We start from the raw sequence: 18,069 nt of genomic DNA on the forward strand, positions 1-18,069 counted from the left end.
CGGATTCCGCGCAACGCCGGCGCTCATTTTTCATGTCAAGCCCGGTGTCTTATCCGAGCCTTCGCCTTTATTTTCAGGCAACACAGCTTTGTGAGAAAAGGCTCGTGACACGAATTGGCCATATTGATATGGGACCGGCAAGGGTGAGGGAGCCGGCTGTTTCTCCTGCTGTCGCGGCAAGTCCCGACTGTTCCGCCAGACTGTAGTGCCCAGACCCTGGGCCTCGAGCATTACCGGCCGGCAGGCACGTTGTACGTGTTTGTTAATCATATTGATTTAGGCATTGTTGAGAATGCCGAAGAGAGTGGCTGGTAGGTAAAATGACAAAGAAATCCGTTTCCGATTCCGTATCGCGCCGCGCGCTTCTGCGCTCAGCCGTTTCCGTTGGTGTTGCAGCACTTGCCGCGCCGGCCTTGGCGCAGAATGCTCTGAACGACCTTATGGGTTCGTCGCGCCGCGGCAACTGGGATGACCAGTTCGACGCCAATACGTCGCGTTCCACGGTGGGCGTCGTTTCCAACAATCCGGTTCTCGGTCGGGAAGCACCGGTCTACATGCAGCAGGCGATCATGCAATATCAGCAGATCGTGCAGAATGGCGGCTGGCCGGATGTGCCGGTCAGCCAGCAGCGTCTTCAGATCGGCGTCTCTGATCCCTCCGTACAGGCGCTTCGCCAGCGACTGATGGTTTCCGGCGACCTGCCGCGCGAAGCCGGCATTTCCAGCGCTTTCGATAGTTATGTCGATGGCGCACTGAAGCGCTTCCAGGCCCGCCACGGCCTTCCGGCCGATGGCGTCAGCGGTGAGTATACCACCAAGGCGCTCAATGTTTCGGCCCAGATCCGTCTGGCACAATTGCAGACCAACCTCGTGCGCATCCAGTCCATGTCGGGCGATCTTGGCCAGCGTCACCTGATGGTCAATATTCCGGCCGCCGCCATCGAGGCCGTGGAGAATGAGCGCGTCGTCCTGCGCAACACGGCCGTTGTCGGCCGCGCCAGCCGCCCGACGCACGTCATCAATTCCAAGGTCTACGAAGTCATCCTCAACCCTTACTGGACCGCGCCGCGCTCGATCGTCGAAAAGGACATCGTGCCGCTGATGCAGAAGGATCCGACCTATCTGGAGCGGAACAATATCCGCCTCATCGACGGCAAGGGGCAGGAAGTGTCGCCGACCGCGGTCGACTGGTTCGCGCCGAAGGCTCCGAACCTGATGTTCCGCCAGGACCCCGGCAAGATCAACGCCATGTCCTCGACGAAGATCAACTTCCACAATCCCAACAACGAATATATGCACGACACGCCGCAGCAGGGCCTGTTCAACAAGCTGATGCGGTTCGAATCTTCCGGCTGCGTGCGTGTGCAGAACGTGCGCGACCTCACGAGCTGGCTGTTGCGCGACACGCCCGGCTGGTCGCGTCAGGAAATGGAACGCGTCATCGCCACCCGCGTCAACACGCCGATCAAGCTGGCGCAGGAAGTGCCTGTTTATTTCGTCTACATCACCGCATGGTCTGCAAAGGACGGCGTGGTGCAGTTCCGCGATGACATCTATGAAAAGGATGGCAACGCCGAACTGGCGCTGAACACCACCACCGGCATGGAGCAGCCGGCCGGCCCTGTTGATGACGACCTGTTGCCGCGCAACTGATCTCTGCCGTCTGTTTTGTGAAAGGAAGCTGCATCGGTTCGGTGCGGCTTTCAGCAGCGGAGATGATATTGTTTTCCCTTCGCTCTGATCGCTGATGTAGGCGCGAAAACCTCTCCTCCGTCATCCTCGGGCTTGACCCGAGGATCCACAGCCGCACAAAGAATGGATCCTCGGGTCAAGCCCGAGGATGACGTGGAACGTGGGATTTATAAGCCGCGCCACTCGGTGCGGCTTTTTTCTTGCGGTTTTCATAAAAACACCTGCCGTTTTTTGTCGCAACGTCGCGTTTTGACGGGCAAATCTCGCACCTCGTATTGCTCTTGTCCGGGCGGAACGCTAAGACGCCATCGCATTACTGTTTCAGGAGCCTTCACCATGTCGAACACAGATGCTTTCTTCTCCCGTCCGCTTGCCGAAGTTGATCCGGATATTTTCGGCTCGATCGAGAAGGAACTGGGTCGCCAGCGCCACGAGATCGAACTGATCGCCTCGGAAAACATCGTTTCCCGCGCCGTGCTTGAAGCGCAGGGTTCGATCATGACCAACAAATATGCGGAAGGTTATCCGGGCAAGCGCTATTACGGCGGCTGCCAGTTTGTCGACATTGCTGAAGAGCTTGCCATTGAGCGCGCCAAGAAGCTGTTCGGCGTCAACTTCGCCAACGTCCAGCCGAATTCCGGTTCGCAGATGAACCAGGCCGTGTTCCTCGCGCTCCTGCAGCCGGGCGACACCTTCATGGGTCTCGATCTGAACTCGGGAGGTCACCTGACACATGGTTCGCCGGTCAACATGTCCGGCAAATGGTTCAACGTCGTGTCTTACGGCGTGCGCGAAGGCGACAACCTGCTCGACATGGACGAGGTGGAGCGCAAGGCCAAGGAAACCCGGCCGAAGCTCATCCTCGCAGGCGGCACCGCCTATTCGCGCGTCTGGGACTGGAAGCGTTTCCGCGAGATCGCCGATGAAGTCGGCGCTTACCTGATGGTCGACATGGCCCACATCGCCGGTCTCGTTGCCGGTGGCCAGCACCCGTCGCCGTTCCCGCATTGCCATGTTGCAACGACGACAACGCACAAGTCGCTGCGTGGCCCGCGTGGCGGCATGATCCTCACCAATGAAGAGGATCTGGCCAAGAAGTTCAACTCGGCTGTATTCCCCGGCCTGCAGGGCGGCCCGCTGATGCACGTCATCGCCGCCAAGGCCGTTGCCTTCGGTGAAGCGCTGCAGCCGGAGTTCAAGGACTATGCCGCACAGGTCGTCAAGAACGCCAAGGCTCTGGCTGAAACGCTGGTCGAAGGCGGTCTGGATGTCGTCTCCGGCGGCACCGACAACCACCTGATGCTGGTTGACCTTCGCAAGAAGAACGCCACCGGCAAGCGTGCAGAAGCCGCACTCGGCCGCGCTTACATCACCTGCAACAAGAACGGCATTCCTTTCGATCCGGAAAAGCCCTTCGTCACCTCCGGTGTCCGTCTCGGCACGCCGGCTGGCACGACGCGCGGCTTCAAGGAAGCGGAATTCCGCGAAATCGGCAAGCTGATCGTCGAGGTTCTCGATGGTCTGAAGGTTGCCAATTCGGACGAGGGCAACGCCTCCGTCGAGGCTGCGGTGCGTGAAAAGGTCGTCGGCCTGACCGACCGTTTCCCGATGTACCCGTACATGTAAGAAAGGCCGCATGTACCTGTACATGCACCTGAAAAGAGAGGAAAACGATGCGCTGCCCATTTTGCGGTTCCGAAGACACACAGGTCAAGGACTCGCGTCCGGCGGAGGACAATACCTCCATCCGCCGGCGGCGCATCTGCCCCGATTGCGGCGGCCGCTTCACGACCTATGAGCGCGTGCAACTGCGCGAGCTGATGGTCATCAAGAAAAGCGGCCGCAAGCTGCCCTTCGACCGGGAAAAGCTGGTGCGATCTTTCGAGATCGCGTTGCGCAAGCGCCCGGTTGATCGCGACCGGATCGAGCGGGCCGTTTCCGGCATCGTTCGTCGCCTGGAAAGTTCTGGCGAGACGGAAATCCCTTCGGAAGAAATCGGCCTTCAGGTTCTAGAAGCACTGAAGAGCCTCGATGACGTCGCCTTTGTGCGTTACGCCTCGGTCTATCGCGATTTCAGCCATGCCGAGGATTTTGAAAACGTGATCGCCGAAATCAACGCCAAGATCGCCCGCGATACGGACGCCGGAGTCTAGCCGTGACGAGCCGTGCCGATGACGAAAGGTTCATGGCAAGGGCAATCGAGGTTTCGCTTCGCCACCAGGGCCAGACGCTTACCAATCCCTCCGTCGGCTGCGTGCTCGTCAAGGACGGGAAAATCATCGCCGAAGCCGTGACCGCCATCGGCGGCCGACCCCATGCTGAACGGCAGGCGCTGGAAATGGCCGGTGAGGCGGCGCGTGGTGCAACCGCTTATGTGACGCTCGAACCCTGCTCCCACTGGGGCAAGACCCCGCCCTGCGCCAATGCGCTGGTGGAATACGGCGTCGCGCGTGTCGTCGTGGCGGTGAATGACCCTGATGAGCGGGTTTCCGGTAGAGGTTATACGATTTTACGCGATGCCGGCATCGTCGTGGAAACCGGCCTGCTGCGCGCGGAAGGCGAGCGCGCGCTTGCCGGCTACCTCACGCGTCAGATGAAAAAACGTCCGCATGTGATTCTGAAGCTTGCTGTTTCCGCTGATGGGATGATCGGCAGGAAAGGCGAGGGGCAGGTCGCGATCACCGGTCCTGAGGCGCGCCATGCCGTGCATGAGCTGCGGGCGCGTTGCGATTGCATCCTTGTGGGTATTGGCACGGCGATTGCGGATGATCCTGAGCTGACGGTGCGTATTGCCGGCATGGAACAGCGCTCGCCGGTGCGGATCGTGCTGGATCGGCAGTTAGAGTTGCCGCTGACGTCGAAGCTGGCGAGGACTGCGCGGGAGGTGCCGGTGGTCGTTGCCGCTTTACCCCCCTCTGCCCTGCCGGGCATCTCCCCCTCAAAGGGGGAGATCGATGGAGCGCCGTCTAGCCCGCTTTCCAACGAAGGCGAATGGGAAAACGGGAAAAAATCTGCGCGAGCGGCCAGCCCCTTGCCGATCTCCCCCCTTGAGGGGGAGATGCCCGGCAGGGCAGAGGGGGGTAGCCCCGACCACCGGCGCCAGCAACTAACCAACGCCGGCGTCCAGATCCTCGAAGCCCCAACCCTCGAAAACCTCCTCCACACCCTAGCCGATAGCGGCATGTCGGAACTTCTGGTCGAAGGTGGCGCCTTTGCCGCAAAATCATTCCTTGAAGCCGGGCTGGTGGACCGTATCATGCTGTTCGAAAGCCCGGTCGTGATCGGTGAGGGCGGCATTGAAACGCCGCTCCGCCGTGCCGATATCACGGGCGATTATGCTCTGGTCAGCGAAACCGCCTATGGGCCGGATCGCTGCTTCGATTATGAAAGGCCGATTTGATGTTTACCGGAATTGTCACCGACGTTGGAACCGTTTCCGAGCTGGAAGCCCTGGCTGAAGGAATTCGTCTGCGGGTGGCGACCAATTACGACCCCAAGACCATCGATATGGGCGCGTCCATCTCCCATGGCGGCATCTGCCTGACGGTAACGAGGCTGCCGGAAGACGGCAGCAACGAGCGCTGGTATGAGGTCGAAGCCTGGGAAGAAGCGCTGCGCCTGACGACGATTGCCGGCTGGAGACAAGGCACCCATGTCAACCTGGAGCGGGCGCTGAAGATCGGTGACGAGCTTGGCGGTCACATCGTCTCCGGCCATGTCGATGGCAAGGCGGAAATCCTGGCCGTGGAGCCGGAAGGCGAAGCGGTACGTATCCGCCTGCGCGCGCCGGAGCATCTGGCGAAATTCGTTGCGCCCAAGGGTTCAGTGGCGCTCGACGGCACCTCGTTGACCGTCAATGCCGTCGAAGGCACGGATTTCGACGTATTGCTGATCCGCCACACGCTCACCGTCACCACATGGGGCGAGCGCCAGCCGGGCGATTTCGTCAATTTCGAGGTCGACACCATGGCACGCTACGCCGCAAGGCTTGCGGAATTTCCCTCGGCCTAATCTGATAGTGCTCCAAGGCCGCGACTTTCTCCTCCGTCATACCGGCCTTGAGCCGGTATCCAGCCAGCCCAAGTCCTTGGGCTGAAAAGACTCTTTCCAACGCGCGAGAGCCGCGTTGGCTGGATTCCGGCTCAGGGCCGGAATGACGGAAGGGGAGCAACTAGCTTGCTCCCAATCGGGTGTTCGTCGCGGCCGCGCTTCCGGTCGAACCGGAAAGATTGTAAAGACGTCGTTCGGTCGTTTGAAATCGACTGCGAGCCAAACAGGGTAGGGGAACACATCATGCCGTCTTTTGAACTGCTGACAGCCTTTTTCGTCACCACCGCTCTGTTTGCCTATATTCCCGGCCCGGCCATGCTTTATGCGGCGGCGCAGACCATGGCGCGCGGCCGGTTTGCCGGGCTGATGGCGGTACTTGGCATCCATGTCGGCTGCTATTTCCACATCTTTGCCTCTGCGGCAGGGCTTTCAGTGCTGTTTCAGGCTGTTCCCTGGCTTTATCTCGCCGTGAAGCTCTGCGGCGCGCTTTATCTCGTCTGGCTCGGTTTCTCGATGCTGCGCAGCAAGCTTGAGGGCGAGGCGGTCAATCTGACCATCGAGCCGAAATCGGCCCGCCGCGCTTTCATCGACAGCATCATCGTCGATGTGCTCAACCCGAAGACCGCGCTGTTCTTTCTGGCCTTCCTGCCGCAATTCGTCGATCCGGCAGCCGCCTTTCCGGTCTGGTTGCAGCTCCTGATCCTCGGCATCGCGGTCAATTTCATTTTTTCCTCTGCCGATCTCGTCGGCGTGCTTCTGGCAGGCGCCATGGTCGGGCGTTTGAAGCGCTCCAGCGCGGTGCAGGTGCTCGCCCGGCGCGCTGCAGGAACGGTGCTGATGGGGCTTGGCGTGCATCTGGCCTTCCAGAAAACCTGATTGTCGCGGAGCCGCGCCGGGAGGCGTGAAACCCGGCCAAATGCCCCGCAAACGCGGCCTCCTGCGCCTGTGACATATGAAATTACTTGCCAAAAACGGCCAGCCGTGGTTTGACCGCCGCAAAAGCCGGTATGATCCGGCATCAAGCTTTTCAGGAAAATATCATGTCCAAACCCCATCTTCTTATCGTGGAAGCACGTTTTTACGACGATATGGCGGATGCCCTTCTCGAAGGTGCGAAATTCGCGCTCGATGAGGCTGGCGCCACCTATGACGTCATTACCGTTCCCGGCGCGCTTGAAATTCCCGCCGCCATCGCCATGGCGCTTGACGGTGCCGACAATGACGGCACGGAATATGACGGTTTCGTCGCGCTCGGCATGGTCATCCGCGGTGAGACCTACCACTTCGATATCGTCTCCAACGAATCTTCCCGCGCCTTGATGGATCTCGCCGTCAGCGAATCGCTGCCGATCGGCAATGGCATCCTCACCGTCGAAAACGACGAGCAGGCCTGGGCGCGCGTGCGCCGTTCCGACAAGGACAAGGGCGGTTTTGCCGCCCGTGCAGCGCTGACCATGATCGAACTGAAGAAAAAACTGGGTGGCTGAGCGCATGTCGAATGTTGATAATGGCGGCGAACCGCGCCAGCCTTCGGTAAAGCCGGCCAACCAGCGCGGCGCCGCCCGCCTTGCGGCCGTGCAGGCGCTCTACCAGATGGATGTCGGCGGAACCGGCGTGATGGAAGTCGTGGCCGAATATGAGGCGCACCGTCTCGGTCAGGAAGTCGATGGCGATACCTATCTGAAGGCCGATCCGTCGTGGTTCCGTTCCATTGTCTCCGGCGTCGTCCGTGACCAGACGAAGATCGATCCCCTGGTGCGTTCCGCCCTTCTGGAAGACTGGCCGCTGTCGCGTCTCGATGCCACCGTGCGCGCCATCCTTCGCGCCGGCACCTTCGAGATTCTCGAGCGCAATGACGTGCCGGTCGCCGTCATCGTCACGGAATATGTCGAAATCGCCCGTGCTTTCTTCGAACACGACGAGCCGAAGCTGGTGAATGCGGTGCTTGACCGCATTGCCAAGCAGGTGCGCGGCGAGGCAAAACGGTAAGATACGTTAAGTGAGGAAGACATGAGCGCCGTTTCCGTCCCCGGGCTTGAAGTTCAACTGGACGAGGCGAAGCGCAACGTCTTCCTCTTGACTATGGCGCAGGCGATCATGGGATCGGCCGCGCCTTTGAGCTTTTCGGTCGGCGCGCTTGCCGGCTATCAGCTACTGGGCGCGGACAAGTCACTGGCAACCGCGCCGCTCACCGGCTTCAATATCGGCGTGGCGCTCGGCGCCATCTGCGTTGCGGCGGCCTCACGGTTCCTCGGCCGCAAGGCCGGTTTCATGGTCGGCGCGCTGATGTGCTCGATTGGCGGCGGCATCGCCGCGGTGGCGCTCTTTCGCACGGATTTCTGGCTGTTTGCCGTCGGCCTGCTGCTGATCGGTATCTCAGGCGGCTTCACGCAGAAAATCCGTTTCGCCGCAGCCGACGCATCGCCATCCTTTTACAAGCCGAAGGCGATTTCCTGGATTCTGGCAGGCGGGATCATTTCGGCCATCGTCGGGCCGCAACTGGCAATTCTCGGCAAGGACCTGCTCGCACCGGTCACTTTTGCCGGCGCGTTCATCGCACTGGTGCCACTCGGCCTTGTCTCGATCGCCATTCTGGCATTCCTGAAATTGCCTGACCCGAAGGCCGCATCCACCCATACGGAGGCCGTGCGGCCGCTGTCGGAAATCGTCCGCACCCAGCGTTTCATCACCGGCATGATCTGCGGCATCGGTTCTTATGCGCTGATGACCTTCATGATGACCGGTGCGCCGCTTGCCATGGTGGTCGGCTGCGGTTTCCCCACGGAACTCGCCACGCTCGGCATCCAGTGGCACGTTCTGGCCATGTTCGCTCCGAGCTTCTTCACCGGCATGCTGATTTCCCGATTCGGTGCGGAAAAAATCGTGGCGGCCGGCCTTATCGTGCTGATGGCCTGCGCCATCGTTGCCCATATGGGCATCGAATTGTGGAATTTCTGGGCGGCGCTGATTCTGCTCGGGCTTGGCTGGAATTTCGGTTTTATCGGCGCAACCGCCATCATCACGTCAAGCTATCGCCCGCATGAAGCGGACAAGGTGCAGGGCTTCCACGATATCGTACTGTTCGGCACCGTGGCGCTCTCGTCCTTCTCTTCCGGCAAGGTGTTTACGGCATGGGGCTGGTCGGTGATGAACCTCGTCATCTGGCCGGTTGCAGGCCTTTGCCTGCTGCTCGTCCTCTCGCTGCTGCTGAGGCAGCGCAAAACCGCCGCATAAGGTCGCGTTCCTTCTCTACCCCTTTCATGTTTCAGGCAAATTTGTGGGCTTGACGCCGCACCTTTCGCCAACGCAATCTTGCCGCGCAGGTTGTTTTTCCTTGGGAGGGGAATAAACGGCCCCGACAGGACCTGGTGCGCGTGTGAACGCCCATGTCCTTGCACATGGTTCGCCGCGCCGGGGAGGGAGTGAGACCCGGCCTTTTGGGAGGTAAGTGCGCATGACCGTAATACCGTTAGTGATTTTATGTGGGGTCCTGTCCGTGGTGTACGCGGTGTGGACGACCAAGAGCGTTCTCGATGCCGATCAGGGCAACGAGCGTATGCGTGAAATAGCAGGTTTTATCCGTGAAGGTGCGCAGGCTTATCTCACCCGTCAATATCTCACCATCGCCATCGTCGGATTGATCGTCGCCGTTCTCGCCTGGTATCTGCTGTCGGCAATCGCAGCCATCGGTTTCGTTATCGGCGCGGTACTGTCCGGCGTCGCCGGGTTTGTCGGCATGCATGTTTCCGTGCGCGCCAATCTGCGCACCGCGCAGGCCGCATCCCACAGCCTTGGCGCCGGCCTCGATATCGCCTTCAAATCGGGCGCCATTACCGGCATGCTGGTTGCCGGCCTCGCGCTGCTTGGCGTTTCCATCTATTATTTCATCCTGACTTCGGTCCTTGGTCATCCGCCCGGCTCGCGCGCGGTCATCGACGCGCTGGTGTCGCTCGGCTTCGGCGCATCGCTGATTTCCATCTTCGCCCGTCTCGGCGGCGGCATCTTCACCAAGGGCGCCGATGTCGGCGGTGATCTCGTCGGCAAGGTCGAAGCCGGCATTCCGGAGGATGACCCACGCAACCCGGCAACCATTGCCGACAATGTCGGCGACAACGTCGGCGATTGCGCCGGCATGGCGGCCGACCTGTTCGAGACCTATGCCGTCTCCGTTGTTGCGACGATGGTTCTCGCCGCGATCTTCTTTGCCGGAACGCCGATCCTGGAAAGCGCCATGGTCTATCCGCTGGCGATCTGCGGCGCCTGCATCCTGACCTCGATTGCCGGCACCTTCTTCGTCAAGCTCGGCACCAACAATTCCATCATGGGCGCGCTCTACAAGGGGCTTATCGCCACCGGCATCTTCTCGGTCGCCGGTCTTGCGGTCGCCACCTATGCAACCGTCGGCTGGGGAACGGTAGGAACGGTCGCCGGAATGGAAATCACCGGCACCAACCTCTTCCTCTGCGGTCTGGTCGGCCTCGTCGTAACGGCGCTGATCGTCGTCATCACCGAATATTATACCGGCACCAACAAGCGCCCGGTCAACTCCATCGCCCAGGCATCGGTTACCGGCCATGGCACCAACGTCATCCAGGGCCTTGCGGTCTCGCTGGAATCGACGGCGCTGCCGGCCATCGTCATCGTCGGCGGCATCATCGGCACATACCAGCTCGGCGGCCTGTTCGGCACCGGCATCGCGGTCACCGCCATGCTTGGCCTTGCCGGCATGATCGTCGCGCTCGACGCCTTCGGCCCGGTAACGGACAATGCCGGCGGCATCGCCGAAATGGCGGGCCTTGATCCGGACGTGCGCAAGGCGACCGACGCGCTGGATGCCGTCGGCAACACCACCAAGGCGGTCACCAAGGGTTATGCCATCGGCTCTGCCGGTCTTGGCGCGCTGGTGCTGTTTGCGGCCTATGCCAACGACCTTTCCTACTTCGCCGCCAATGGCGATACCTATCCTTACTTCAAGGATATAGGCGAGATTTCCTTCAGCCTTGCCAATCCTTACGTCGTTGCCGGCCTGCTGTTCGGTGGCCTCATCCCCTACCTCTTCGGCGGGATCGCCATGACGGCGGTGGGCAAGGCGGCAGGCGCCATCGTCGAGGAAGTACGCCGCCAGTTCCGCGAAAAACCCGGCATCATGGCGGGCACGGAAAAGCCTGACTATGGCAGGGCGGTGGATCTGCTGACGAGAGCCGCGATCCGGGAAATGATCATCCCGTCGCTTCTGCCGGTTCTGGCCCCTTTCGTCGTCTATTTTGGCGTGCTGCTGATCTCGGGCTCCAAGGCGTCAGCCTTTGCCGCACTTGGGGCGTCACTGCTCGGTGTCATCATCAACGGCCTGTTCGTGGCGATTTCCATGACGTCAGGCGGCGGTGCATGGGATAATGCCAAGAAGAGCTTCGAGGATGGTTTCATCGACAAGGATGGCGTGCGCCACGTCAAGGGTTCGGATGCCCATAAAGCCTCTGTGACGGGTGATACCGTCGGCGACCCCTATAAGGACACCGCCGGCCCCGCCGTCAATCCGGCCATCAAGATCACCAATATCGTGGCGCTGCTGCTGCTTGCGGTTCTTGCTCACTGAAAGCTTGATGCCTGACACACAAAAAAGGCCCGGGGAGCAATCCTCGGGCCTTTTTTGCGAATGCTTTTGCCTGCCGGTCAGGGCGTATTGTTGCCCTGGCCGAGAATGCTCTTGGCGATATTGGCGCCCGAGGTGCCGCCGGAGAGCAGCTGCTGCAGGAACGTCAGATCCTTGCCGCCTGTCGGGGTGGTGCGCGAAATCGTGTCGAAGACCTTGCCGTCCTGCAGCGCGTAATTGGCCTTACGCTCGATCACGCCGTCCTTGTTGAAATAGATGGCGAGAATGTTCTGCTCGACCAGCGTCGGCTTCATGAAGGCGGCGCGGCGCACGCGCTTCTGCGAGATGTAATAGAACACCTCGTTGCCGAAGGTCGCTGTTGTGGAGGGCGTGCCCATGGTCAGCAGAACCTGTTCGCGGCTGGAGCCTTCCGGGATCAGCTGCAGCGACTGCTCGTCCATGACGTAGCCATTGTGGAACACGTCGGTGGTGCTGGTGCAGGCGGAAAGCAGGCCGGATGCGAGAACAATTGCGATGGCCGTCTTGCTCAGAATTTTGCCGTGACTTGCGGATTTCTGCTTGCTCAACTGCTTTTCCCCGACTGCGATCATGAATGGCACCTTCCGGCATTGCGTGGTGCACAGTGTCTGTGCACATGATTGTGTCAATCCGGGGACGGAAAATCCCGATCACCCCCCGAATTCAATGCTTTCCCGGCCTTTTGGAACTCCTCCGGTTCTCTTCGACTGTTTCAGCCGAAAGACGAACGTGACCGCGACAGCATTGCAATTCGTGGATGCTTCGGTAAACCAGCTTTGACGATCATGCAACAAGTGCGAGGGGCGGTAAGTGAATTCACCGGTCACGTTCGGAAAAAAACGATGATATTCGGGCTGTTCAAGAAGAAAAACAACAATCGCGCCATAGTCGACCGGCAATATGAGACCTTGACGGCTGCTGCCCGCACGCCCGGTTTTTATCTCGATCTCGGCGTTCCCGATACCGTGATGGGCCGTTTCGAGATGCTGTCGGTCATCATGATTCTCTATTTCCGTCGCACCAAATCTTCCGGGGTCAGCGGCCAGGAGATTGCGCAGGAGATCGTCGACGCCTTTTTTCAGGATATCGATCATTCCATCCGTGAACTCGGTATCGGTGACCAGGGTGTGCCGAAACGCATGAAGAAATTCGCCGGCATGTTTTACGGGCGGCTCGAATCCTATGCGGCGGCACTGGATGCATCCGACCCCGTTGCCCTTGCCGCAGCGCTCCGGCGCAATATATATCCGCAGGCAGACGAGACGGCGCCGGCGCTGGACGGGCTGGCGGGCTGGATGATGGAAGCCTCTTCAGCCCTTTCCGCCGGCTCCGAAGAAACAATAGCAACCGGAAGCCTGACGCTGCCCTTGCCTGGACGATGAGGTTCACCATGAACACGCGACACGCCGCAAATGACGACCTGCCTTTTTCCTATCCCGTAAAGGTAGGCCATATTTCCGCCAATCCCGTCAGGATTGGTCTGGAAGCCAACGCCGAGGAGCTGAAGGCGCTGGCGAAATTCTGGAATGTGGTTTCTGTCGAGTATCTGAAGGCGGAATTGCAGGTTACCCGTTGGAAGAAGGACGGCGTGAAGATCAAGGGCGAGGTGCATGCGGCCGTGACCCAATCCTGCGTCGTGACGCTGGAGCCGGTCACGAGCAAGATCGACGAGCCTGTGGAGCATATTTTCGTGCCGGAGGGATCGAAACTGGCGCGGATGGTCACCAATGAGGAGGGCGAGATCGTACTCGACCCCGATGGCCCTGACATTCCCGACCAGTTCACCGGTGACAGCATCGATGTCGGCGCTGCGGTTGCCGAATTCGCCGCCCTTGCGATCGATCCCTATCCACGCAAGTCGGATGCGGAATTTCCGGAAGCAGCAGACAAAGAGCCCGAAGAGGAAAAGCGCCCGTCGCCTTTCGCCGCGTTGAAAGATTGGAAAAAAGACTGAATGGCCCGGTTGGGCTGAAATAATTTTATTGTAACAAAAGCCGGAAAAGGTATTTTCGCGCAAAATCCGCTTGAGTGGCGGCAAAAAGGATAAGGGACGAGTGATCAGAATTGCAATTGACGTCATGGGTGGCGATTTCGGCCCAGATGTTGCCATACCCGGTGCCGCCAAGGCGCTTGAACGGCACAACGATGTAACTTTTCTGCTCTACGGGCAGAAGAGCAAATGCGACCCCATTCTGGCACAATATCCCGCACTTCGGGAAAAGTCGGTCTTTCACGATTGTGAAGTCTCGGTCAGCATGGACGAAAAGCCGAGCCAGGCGCTTCGTCGCGGCCGCTACGTCTCCAGCATGTGGCGCGCCATCGAGGCCGTGAAGCTTGGTGAGGCGGATGTCGTGGTCTCCGCCGGCAATACCGGCGCGCTGATGGCCATGGCCAAATTCTGTTTGCGCACCATGGCGCGGGTGGAACGTCCGGCCATCGCCGGCATCTGGCCCACTTTGAAGGGTGAAAGCATCGTTCTCGATGTCGGCGCGACGATCGGCGCCGATTCCCAGCAATTGCTGGATTTCGCCCTGATGGGCGGTGCTATGGCGCGTGCGCTGTTCGATATCGACCGTCCCACCGTCGGCCTGCTGAATGTCGGCGTTGAGGAGGTCAAGGGTCAGGAAGAGGTGCGTGAGGCCGGACGGCTGATCCGCGAGGCAGACCTTGGCACCATCGACTATCGCGGTTTCGTTGAAGGCGACGATATTGGCAAGGGCACGGTGGATGTGGTGGTAACCGAAGGTTTCACCGGCAACATCGCGCTGAAGGCCGCCGAAGGCACGGCACGCCAGATCACCACGCTTCTGCGTGAGGCGATCTCCCGCAGCTTCTTTGCCAAGATCGGTTATGTTCTGGCGAAAAGCGCCTTTGACGTGCTCAGGGAAAAGATGGACCCGCGCAAGGTCAATGGCGGCGTGTTTCTCGGCCTCAACGGCATCGTCATCAAGAGCCATGGCGGCACGGATGCCATCGGTTTTGCCTCCGCCGTGGATGTCGGCTACGACATGGTGCACAACGGTCTGACGGCCAAGATTGAAAATGATCTGAAAATTTACCACGCAAGACGGCTTCCGCCCCCGGCGCCCGAAGCTCTCGTGGCTGACGAGGAATAAGGGAATGATCCGCTCTATAGTCCGTGGTTTCGGGGCAGCGCTTCCGAAGCGTGTCATGACCAACAGCGAAATCGAAGGGGTCGTCGAGACGACCGACGAATGGATCGTGCAGCGCACCGGCATCCGGCAGCGCTATATCGCCGGCGAAGGCGAAACGACCGCTTCGCTCGGCGAGGCTGCGGCCCGCGCTGCGCTCGACAATGCCGGCCTGACCCCTGATGATATCGATCTCATCATTCTGGCGACGTCCACTCCGGACAACACCTTTCCGGCAACCGCGGTGAATATCCAGAATCGCCTCGGCATGACCCATGGTTTTGCCTTCGACATGCAGGCCGTCTGTTCCGGTTTCGTCTATGCCGTTTCGACCGCCGATCTCTATATTCGCGGCGGCATGGCCAAGCGCGTTCTGGTCATCGGCTCTGAAACATTCTCGCGCATTCTCGACTGGAAAGACCGCACCACCTGCGTTCTGTTCGGCGATGGCGCAGGCGCTCTCGTTCTGGAAGCTGGTGAAGGCGAGGGGACTTCTGACGATCGCGGCATCCTGACCGCGCAGCTGCGGTCTGACGGTTCGCACAAGGAAAAGCTTTATGTCGATGGCGGACCGTCCACGACAGGCACCGTCGGCCATCTGCGCATGGAAGGCCGCGAAGTGTTCAAACATGCCGTCGGCATGATCACCGACGTCATCGAACAGGCTTTCGAAGCGACGGGCACCACGGCTGATGATCTCGACTGGCTCGTGCCGCATCAGGCCAACAAGCGCATCATCGACGGATCGGCGAAGAAGCTCAACATCGATCCGGAAAAGGTGGTCATCACCGTCGACAAGCACGGCAATACCTCGGCCGCATCCATTCCGCTGGCGCTTGCCGTTGCGGCCAGCGACGGTCGCATCAAGAAGGGCGATCTGGTCATGCTGGAGGCCATGGGCGGCGGTTTCACCTGGGGTGCGGTGCTGCTGCGCTGGTAACGGTAAATTCATTGCGCGGGCAGGCGTCGAAGCGAAATCGGTTGTGTTTTTCGCAGTCGGGGCCTGATCTGTCGCGCCTTAGCACCCTGTCGTTGCGGCAAAACCGCGCTCAGCGCCCTAAGCCCTTGCACTGATTGCCGAAAGCCTCAAATGAATCTGGAACAATCCCTTGACCGGTCGCCACAAGGGAAATAATCTCGGCGGCTCCTAGAGAAAAATTCAGACACGGTTTGTGGGGAAAAATGGCCGGGAAGACAGTGACACGCGCAGATCTTGCAGAATCTGTGTTTCGTAAAGTCGGGCTGTCCCGCACCGAATCCGCAGAACTGGTCGAGACGATCATCGACGAGATTTGCAACGCGATCACCCGTGGCGAGGTCGTCAAGCTTTCGTCCTTCGCGACATTCCAGATCCGGGAAAAGAACGAACGTATCGGGCGCAACCCGAAAACGGGTGAGGAAGTTCCGATTTCGCCGCGCCGGGTCATGACCTTCAAGGCGTCGAATGTGCTGAAGCAGCGCATTCTCAAGGCGCACACGGCCCGCAAGGCCAAGCAAAAGGGCCAAAAGGCCGGGGCGTAAGCCGGCTGCGGCACGGCATTTTTGCCATATGGCAAGCCCTTTTCCCCATTCTTCTTGTGAACATGCTTGAATTTCAACGTGCAAGCCGTTGAAATCCGGTCGACTCGCATCATAATCAATTTTAATAATTGGTATCTTGCCGTGACGGGCATCGGCGTGAAGATCGAATACGGTTTTCGCGACGGTGCAATGTGCGGCGGATGATAGGCGTTCTGTTCAGCACCCGGCTGGATGCATGGCGCTCCAGGTCCGGATGGGAGTGGAAATTTGGACAAAAGCCCCGACGCGTTTCGGACGATCAGTGAAGTGGCGGATGAGCTGAACCTGCCGCAGCACGTGCTGCGTTTCTGGGAAACACGCTTTCCGCAGATCAAGCCGATGAAACGGGGCGGGGGCCGCCGTTATTACCGTCCTGATGATATCGATCTCCTCAAAGGCATTCGTCACCTTCTTTATGACCATGGTTACACCATCAAGGGCGTGCAGAAGCTGCTGAAAGCCAATGGCAACCGTTTCGTGGCGGCCATTGCCTCGGGTGATCTCGCCACCATGGAAGCCATAATGGCGGCGAGCGGTGAGAAGGAAGTTGCCGAACCGCGCGTCATCGATACCGATGGGGACGAGGTCGTCGGCCGTCCAAAGGCCAAGCCGAGCGGTCGCTTCTTCGGCTTCGGCGGCGGCAACAGCGATGCGGAAATATCGGTCGGCAAGTCGGGCATCGGCAAGGATGATCAGGCGCTGCTTCAGGAAGCCCTGTTCGATCTGCTCGAATGCAAGCGGCTTCTCGATCAGGTTCGCTGATCGTTTATCCACAGGTCTGTTCGAGCATTTCCAGGAAAAATGAATCCCGATTTTCCGTCCGGAAATGCGCCAAAACAAAGAGTTAGAGCGCTTTCGTGATTCGAAGAATGCGCAAATGCTCTAAAATGCCAACCTTTCGGAAACTCCTTTGGCTGATAATGCGGCTCCGTAAAGAAGGAGTCCGATCGTGAGCAATCGAAAATCGACAGGGCGACGCCGGACGGCGAAGAAATCGGCTGGTGGCAGCGTCTGGCCATGGGTGCTGATGTTGGGCCTCGTCGCCGGCGGTATTCAGGCTTACGAATATCGCGATAGTCTTCTGCCGCAGCGCCATGTTGCGAAGGCGACATCCGCGACAACAAATCCCCCGAAACTCGCAACCGCAGCGAAACGCGAGGCCGCACCGGAAAAAGTGGCGAGCATTCGGCCTGCATCGCCGGTTTCGCCCGGCAACGGACCGGTTCCGCCACGCTCCATCGCCATGCCATCCCCATCATCGCAGAGCCAGGTCGCCGCCATTCTGCCGGAAGCCCGGCCCACGGTCGAAAAAATCTCTATTGGCGAAAAGAGCGGTGCCTTTGCCTTTTGTGGCCGCTCCGGGCTTAACAATTGCGTGGCCGACGGCAACACGTTCTGGATGAAGGGTGTGAAAATGCAGCTCGCCGGCATCGAGGTTCCGCAGATCGACCGGGCGCGCTGCATGGAAGAACGCCAGCGCGGTTTCGTCGCCAAGGTCAGGCTTCGGGACATGTTGAATGCCGGTACCTTCGATGTCGCCTCTTTCGCGGGTGCCAGCGGGCAAGCCATGGAACGCAAACGTCTTTCGCGTTCAGGCGTCTCCTTTGCCGATCAGCTCGTACGCGAAGGACTGGCACATCCGGCATCTGCAAAAAATCAGTCCTGGTGTGGCTGAGGCCCCGTTGACCGAGACCGTTCTGCCTGTGTAGATGAGGCGCTGTCAGCATTCGGGATCGGAACTGTTTAATCCTGTACCGAATAATGACGAAGCAAGTTGCAGCGCCGGAGCCGGATCGGCAGGCGGCGCGGTAATGCGGACGTGGCGAAATCGGTAGACGCAGCAGACTTAAAATCTGCCGACCATTGGTCTTGCGGGTTCAAGTCCCGCCGTCCGCACCATCTTCCCTTTGATTTATACCCTATCCCAAGTCCTGAGCCGGCGTAAAAACGCCCGTTCATGTGCCGTCGTCCGTTCTTGAAAATCATC

18 protein-coding genes and 1 tRNA gene are annotated in these 18,069 nt (G+C 59.7%); 18 read left to right on the forward strand and 1 reads right to left on the reverse strand.

Annotated elements, in window-relative coordinates; all coding sequences use genetic code 11:
* Positions 1-320 precede the first annotated feature (320 nt).
* The 10 genes from CFBP6623_RS04420 to CFBP6623_RS04465 all read left to right on the forward strand — a co-directional run bounded on the left by CFBP6623_RS04420 (position 321) and on the right by CFBP6623_RS04465 (position 11,334).
* On the forward strand, positions 321-1,652 hold the full coding sequence (locus CFBP6623_RS04420) for a L,D-transpeptidase family protein (protein ID WP_046798868.1): 1,332 nt from the start codon (positions 321-323) through the stop codon (positions 1,650-1,652).
* A 375-nt stretch (positions 1,653-2,027) separates the two neighbouring features.
* Positions 2,028-3,317, forward strand: coding sequence for a serine hydroxymethyltransferase (gene glyA, locus CFBP6623_RS04425; RefSeq protein ID WP_046798869.1), 1,290 nt, complete (start codon positions 2,028-2,030; stop codon positions 3,315-3,317).
* Positions 3,318-3,364: 47 nt separating this feature from the next.
* On the forward strand, positions 3,365-3,844 hold the full coding sequence (nrdR, locus tag CFBP6623_RS04430; protein WP_003496675.1) for a transcriptional regulator NrdR: 480 nt from the start codon (positions 3,365-3,367) through the stop codon (positions 3,842-3,844).
* 2 nt (positions 3,845-3,846) lie between these two features.
* Entirely contained in the window at positions 3,847-5,091 is a 1,245-nt protein-coding gene (ribD, locus tag CFBP6623_RS04435) for a bifunctional diaminohydroxyphosphoribosylaminopyrimidine deaminase/5-amino-6-(5-phosphoribosylamino)uracil reductase RibD (RefSeq protein ID WP_046798870.1), read from the forward strand.
* Positions 5,091-5,702: a riboflavin synthase gene (locus CFBP6623_RS04440; RefSeq protein WP_046798871.1), complete on the forward strand. Its 612-nt coding sequence runs from the start codon at positions 5,091-5,093 to the stop codon at positions 5,700-5,702. Before ribD ends, CFBP6623_RS04440 begins: the two co-directional genes overlap by 1 nt.
* Before the next feature lie 282 nt (positions 5,703-5,984).
* A complete protein-coding gene (locus CFBP6623_RS04445) occupies positions 5,985-6,617 on the forward strand; it encodes a LysE family translocator (protein WP_046798872.1) in 633 nt (210 codons plus the stop codon).
* Between the two features lie 164 nt (positions 6,618-6,781).
* Positions 6,782-7,228, forward strand: coding sequence for a 6,7-dimethyl-8-ribityllumazine synthase (locus tag CFBP6623_RS04450; RefSeq protein WP_020809943.1), 447 nt, complete (start codon positions 6,782-6,784; stop codon positions 7,226-7,228).
* A 4-nt stretch (positions 7,229-7,232) separates the two neighbouring features.
* Positions 7,233-7,730: a transcription antitermination factor NusB gene (gene nusB, locus CFBP6623_RS04455; protein ID WP_046798873.1), complete on the forward strand. Its 498-nt coding sequence runs from the start codon at positions 7,233-7,235 to the stop codon at positions 7,728-7,730.
* A gap of 21 nt (positions 7,731-7,751) precedes the next feature.
* A complete protein-coding gene (locus tag CFBP6623_RS04460) occupies positions 7,752-8,975 on the forward strand; it encodes an MFS transporter (protein WP_046798874.1) in 1,224 nt (407 codons plus the stop codon).
* 220 nt (positions 8,976-9,195) lie between these two features.
* Entirely contained in the window at positions 9,196-11,334 is a 2,139-nt protein-coding gene (locus tag CFBP6623_RS04465) for a sodium-translocating pyrophosphatase (protein ID WP_046798875.1), read from the forward strand.
* 77 nt (positions 11,335-11,411) lie between these two features.
* On the opposite strand, the gene CFBP6623_RS04470 is transcribed toward CFBP6623_RS04465, so the two are convergent.
* On the reverse strand, positions 11,412-11,942 hold the full coding sequence (locus CFBP6623_RS04470; RefSeq protein ID WP_046798876.1) for an outer membrane protein assembly factor BamE: 531 nt from the start codon (positions 11,940-11,942) through the stop codon (positions 11,412-11,414).
* A gap of 270 nt (positions 11,943-12,212) precedes the next feature.
* On the opposite strand from CFBP6623_RS04470, the gene CFBP6623_RS04475 reads away from it, so the two are divergent.
* From CFBP6623_RS04475 to CFBP6623_RS04510, 8 genes are all read left to right on the forward strand, one after another.
* Complete coding sequence (locus CFBP6623_RS04475; RefSeq protein ID WP_046798877.1) at positions 12,213-12,752, forward strand: ubiquinol-cytochrome C chaperone family protein; 540 nt, start codon at positions 12,213-12,215, stop codon at positions 12,750-12,752.
* Between the two features lie 8 nt (positions 12,753-12,760).
* Positions 12,761-13,324, forward strand: a complete 564-nt coding sequence (locus tag CFBP6623_RS04480; protein WP_046798974.1) for a YceD family protein — start codon at positions 12,761-12,763, stop codon at positions 13,322-13,324.
* Between the two features lie 100 nt (positions 13,325-13,424).
* Positions 13,425-14,486: a phosphate acyltransferase PlsX gene (gene plsX, locus CFBP6623_RS04485; protein ID WP_003496661.1), complete on the forward strand. Its 1,062-nt coding sequence runs from the start codon at positions 13,425-13,427 to the stop codon at positions 14,484-14,486.
* 4 nt (positions 14,487-14,490) lie between these two features.
* Positions 14,491-15,462 (forward strand): beta-ketoacyl-ACP synthase III, encoded by a 972-nt coding sequence (locus CFBP6623_RS04490; RefSeq protein WP_046798878.1) that lies wholly within the window; start codon positions 14,491-14,493, stop codon positions 15,460-15,462.
* Between the two features lie 242 nt (positions 15,463-15,704).
* Positions 15,705-16,043: an integration host factor subunit alpha gene (locus tag CFBP6623_RS04495; protein ID WP_003502236.1), complete on the forward strand. Its 339-nt coding sequence runs from the start codon at positions 15,705-15,707 to the stop codon at positions 16,041-16,043.
* A 267-nt stretch (positions 16,044-16,310) separates the two neighbouring features.
* Positions 16,311-16,844, forward strand: a complete 534-nt coding sequence (locus CFBP6623_RS04500) for a MerR family transcriptional regulator (protein ID WP_046798879.1) — start codon at positions 16,311-16,313, stop codon at positions 16,842-16,844.
* A 187-nt stretch (positions 16,845-17,031) separates the two neighbouring features.
* Positions 17,032-17,757: a hypothetical protein gene (locus CFBP6623_RS04505; RefSeq protein WP_046798880.1), complete on the forward strand. Its 726-nt coding sequence runs from the start codon at positions 17,032-17,034 to the stop codon at positions 17,755-17,757.
* A gap of 138 nt (positions 17,758-17,895) precedes the next feature.
* A tRNA-Leu gene (locus CFBP6623_RS04510) sits at positions 17,896-17,981 on the forward strand.
* The last annotated feature ends 88 nt before the right edge of the window (positions 17,982-18,069 follow it).

Origin of the sequence: Agrobacterium tumefaciens, assembly GCF_005221385.1 — a bacterium.
Lineage (GTDB): Bacteria > Pseudomonadota > Alphaproteobacteria > Rhizobiales > Rhizobiaceae > Agrobacterium > Agrobacterium tomkonis.

Coding starts and splice junctions, on each gene's coding strand:
- CFBP6623_RS04420 (WP_046798868.1), top strand. CDS start 321: ATGACAAAGAAATCCGTTTCCGATTCCGTATCGCGCCGCGCGCTTCTG.
- glyA (WP_046798869.1), top strand. CDS start 2,028: ATGTCGAACACAGATGCTTTCTTCTCCCGTCCGCTTGCCGAAGTTGAT.
- nrdR (WP_003496675.1), top strand. CDS start 3,365: ATGCGCTGCCCATTTTGCGGTTCCGAAGACACACAGGTCAAGGACTCG.
- CFBP6623_RS04440 (WP_046798871.1), top strand. CDS start 5,091: ATGTTTACCGGAATTGTCACCGACGTTGGAACCGTTTCCGAGCTGGAA.
- CFBP6623_RS04445 (WP_046798872.1), top strand. CDS start 5,985: ATGCCGTCTTTTGAACTGCTGACAGCCTTTTTCGTCACCACCGCTCTG.
- CFBP6623_RS04450 (WP_020809943.1), top strand. CDS start 6,782: ATGTCCAAACCCCATCTTCTTATCGTGGAAGCACGTTTTTACGACGAT.
- nusB (WP_046798873.1), top strand. CDS start 7,233: ATGTCGAATGTTGATAATGGCGGCGAACCGCGCCAGCCTTCGGTAAAG.
- CFBP6623_RS04460 (WP_046798874.1), top strand. CDS start 7,752: ATGAGCGCCGTTTCCGTCCCCGGGCTTGAAGTTCAACTGGACGAGGCG.
- CFBP6623_RS04465 (WP_046798875.1), top strand. CDS start 9,196: ATGACCGTAATACCGTTAGTGATTTTATGTGGGGTCCTGTCCGTGGTG.
- CFBP6623_RS04470 (WP_046798876.1), bottom strand. CDS start 11,942: ATGATCGCAGTCGGGGAAAAGCAGTTGAGCAAGCAGAAATCCGCAAGT.
- CFBP6623_RS04475 (WP_046798877.1), top strand. CDS start 12,213: ATGATATTCGGGCTGTTCAAGAAGAAAAACAACAATCGCGCCATAGTC.
- CFBP6623_RS04480 (WP_046798974.1), top strand. CDS start 12,761: ATGAACACGCGACACGCCGCAAATGACGACCTGCCTTTTTCCTATCCC.
- CFBP6623_RS04490 (WP_046798878.1), top strand. CDS start 14,491: ATGATCCGCTCTATAGTCCGTGGTTTCGGGGCAGCGCTTCCGAAGCGT.
- CFBP6623_RS04495 (WP_003502236.1), top strand. CDS start 15,705: ATGGCCGGGAAGACAGTGACACGCGCAGATCTTGCAGAATCTGTGTTT.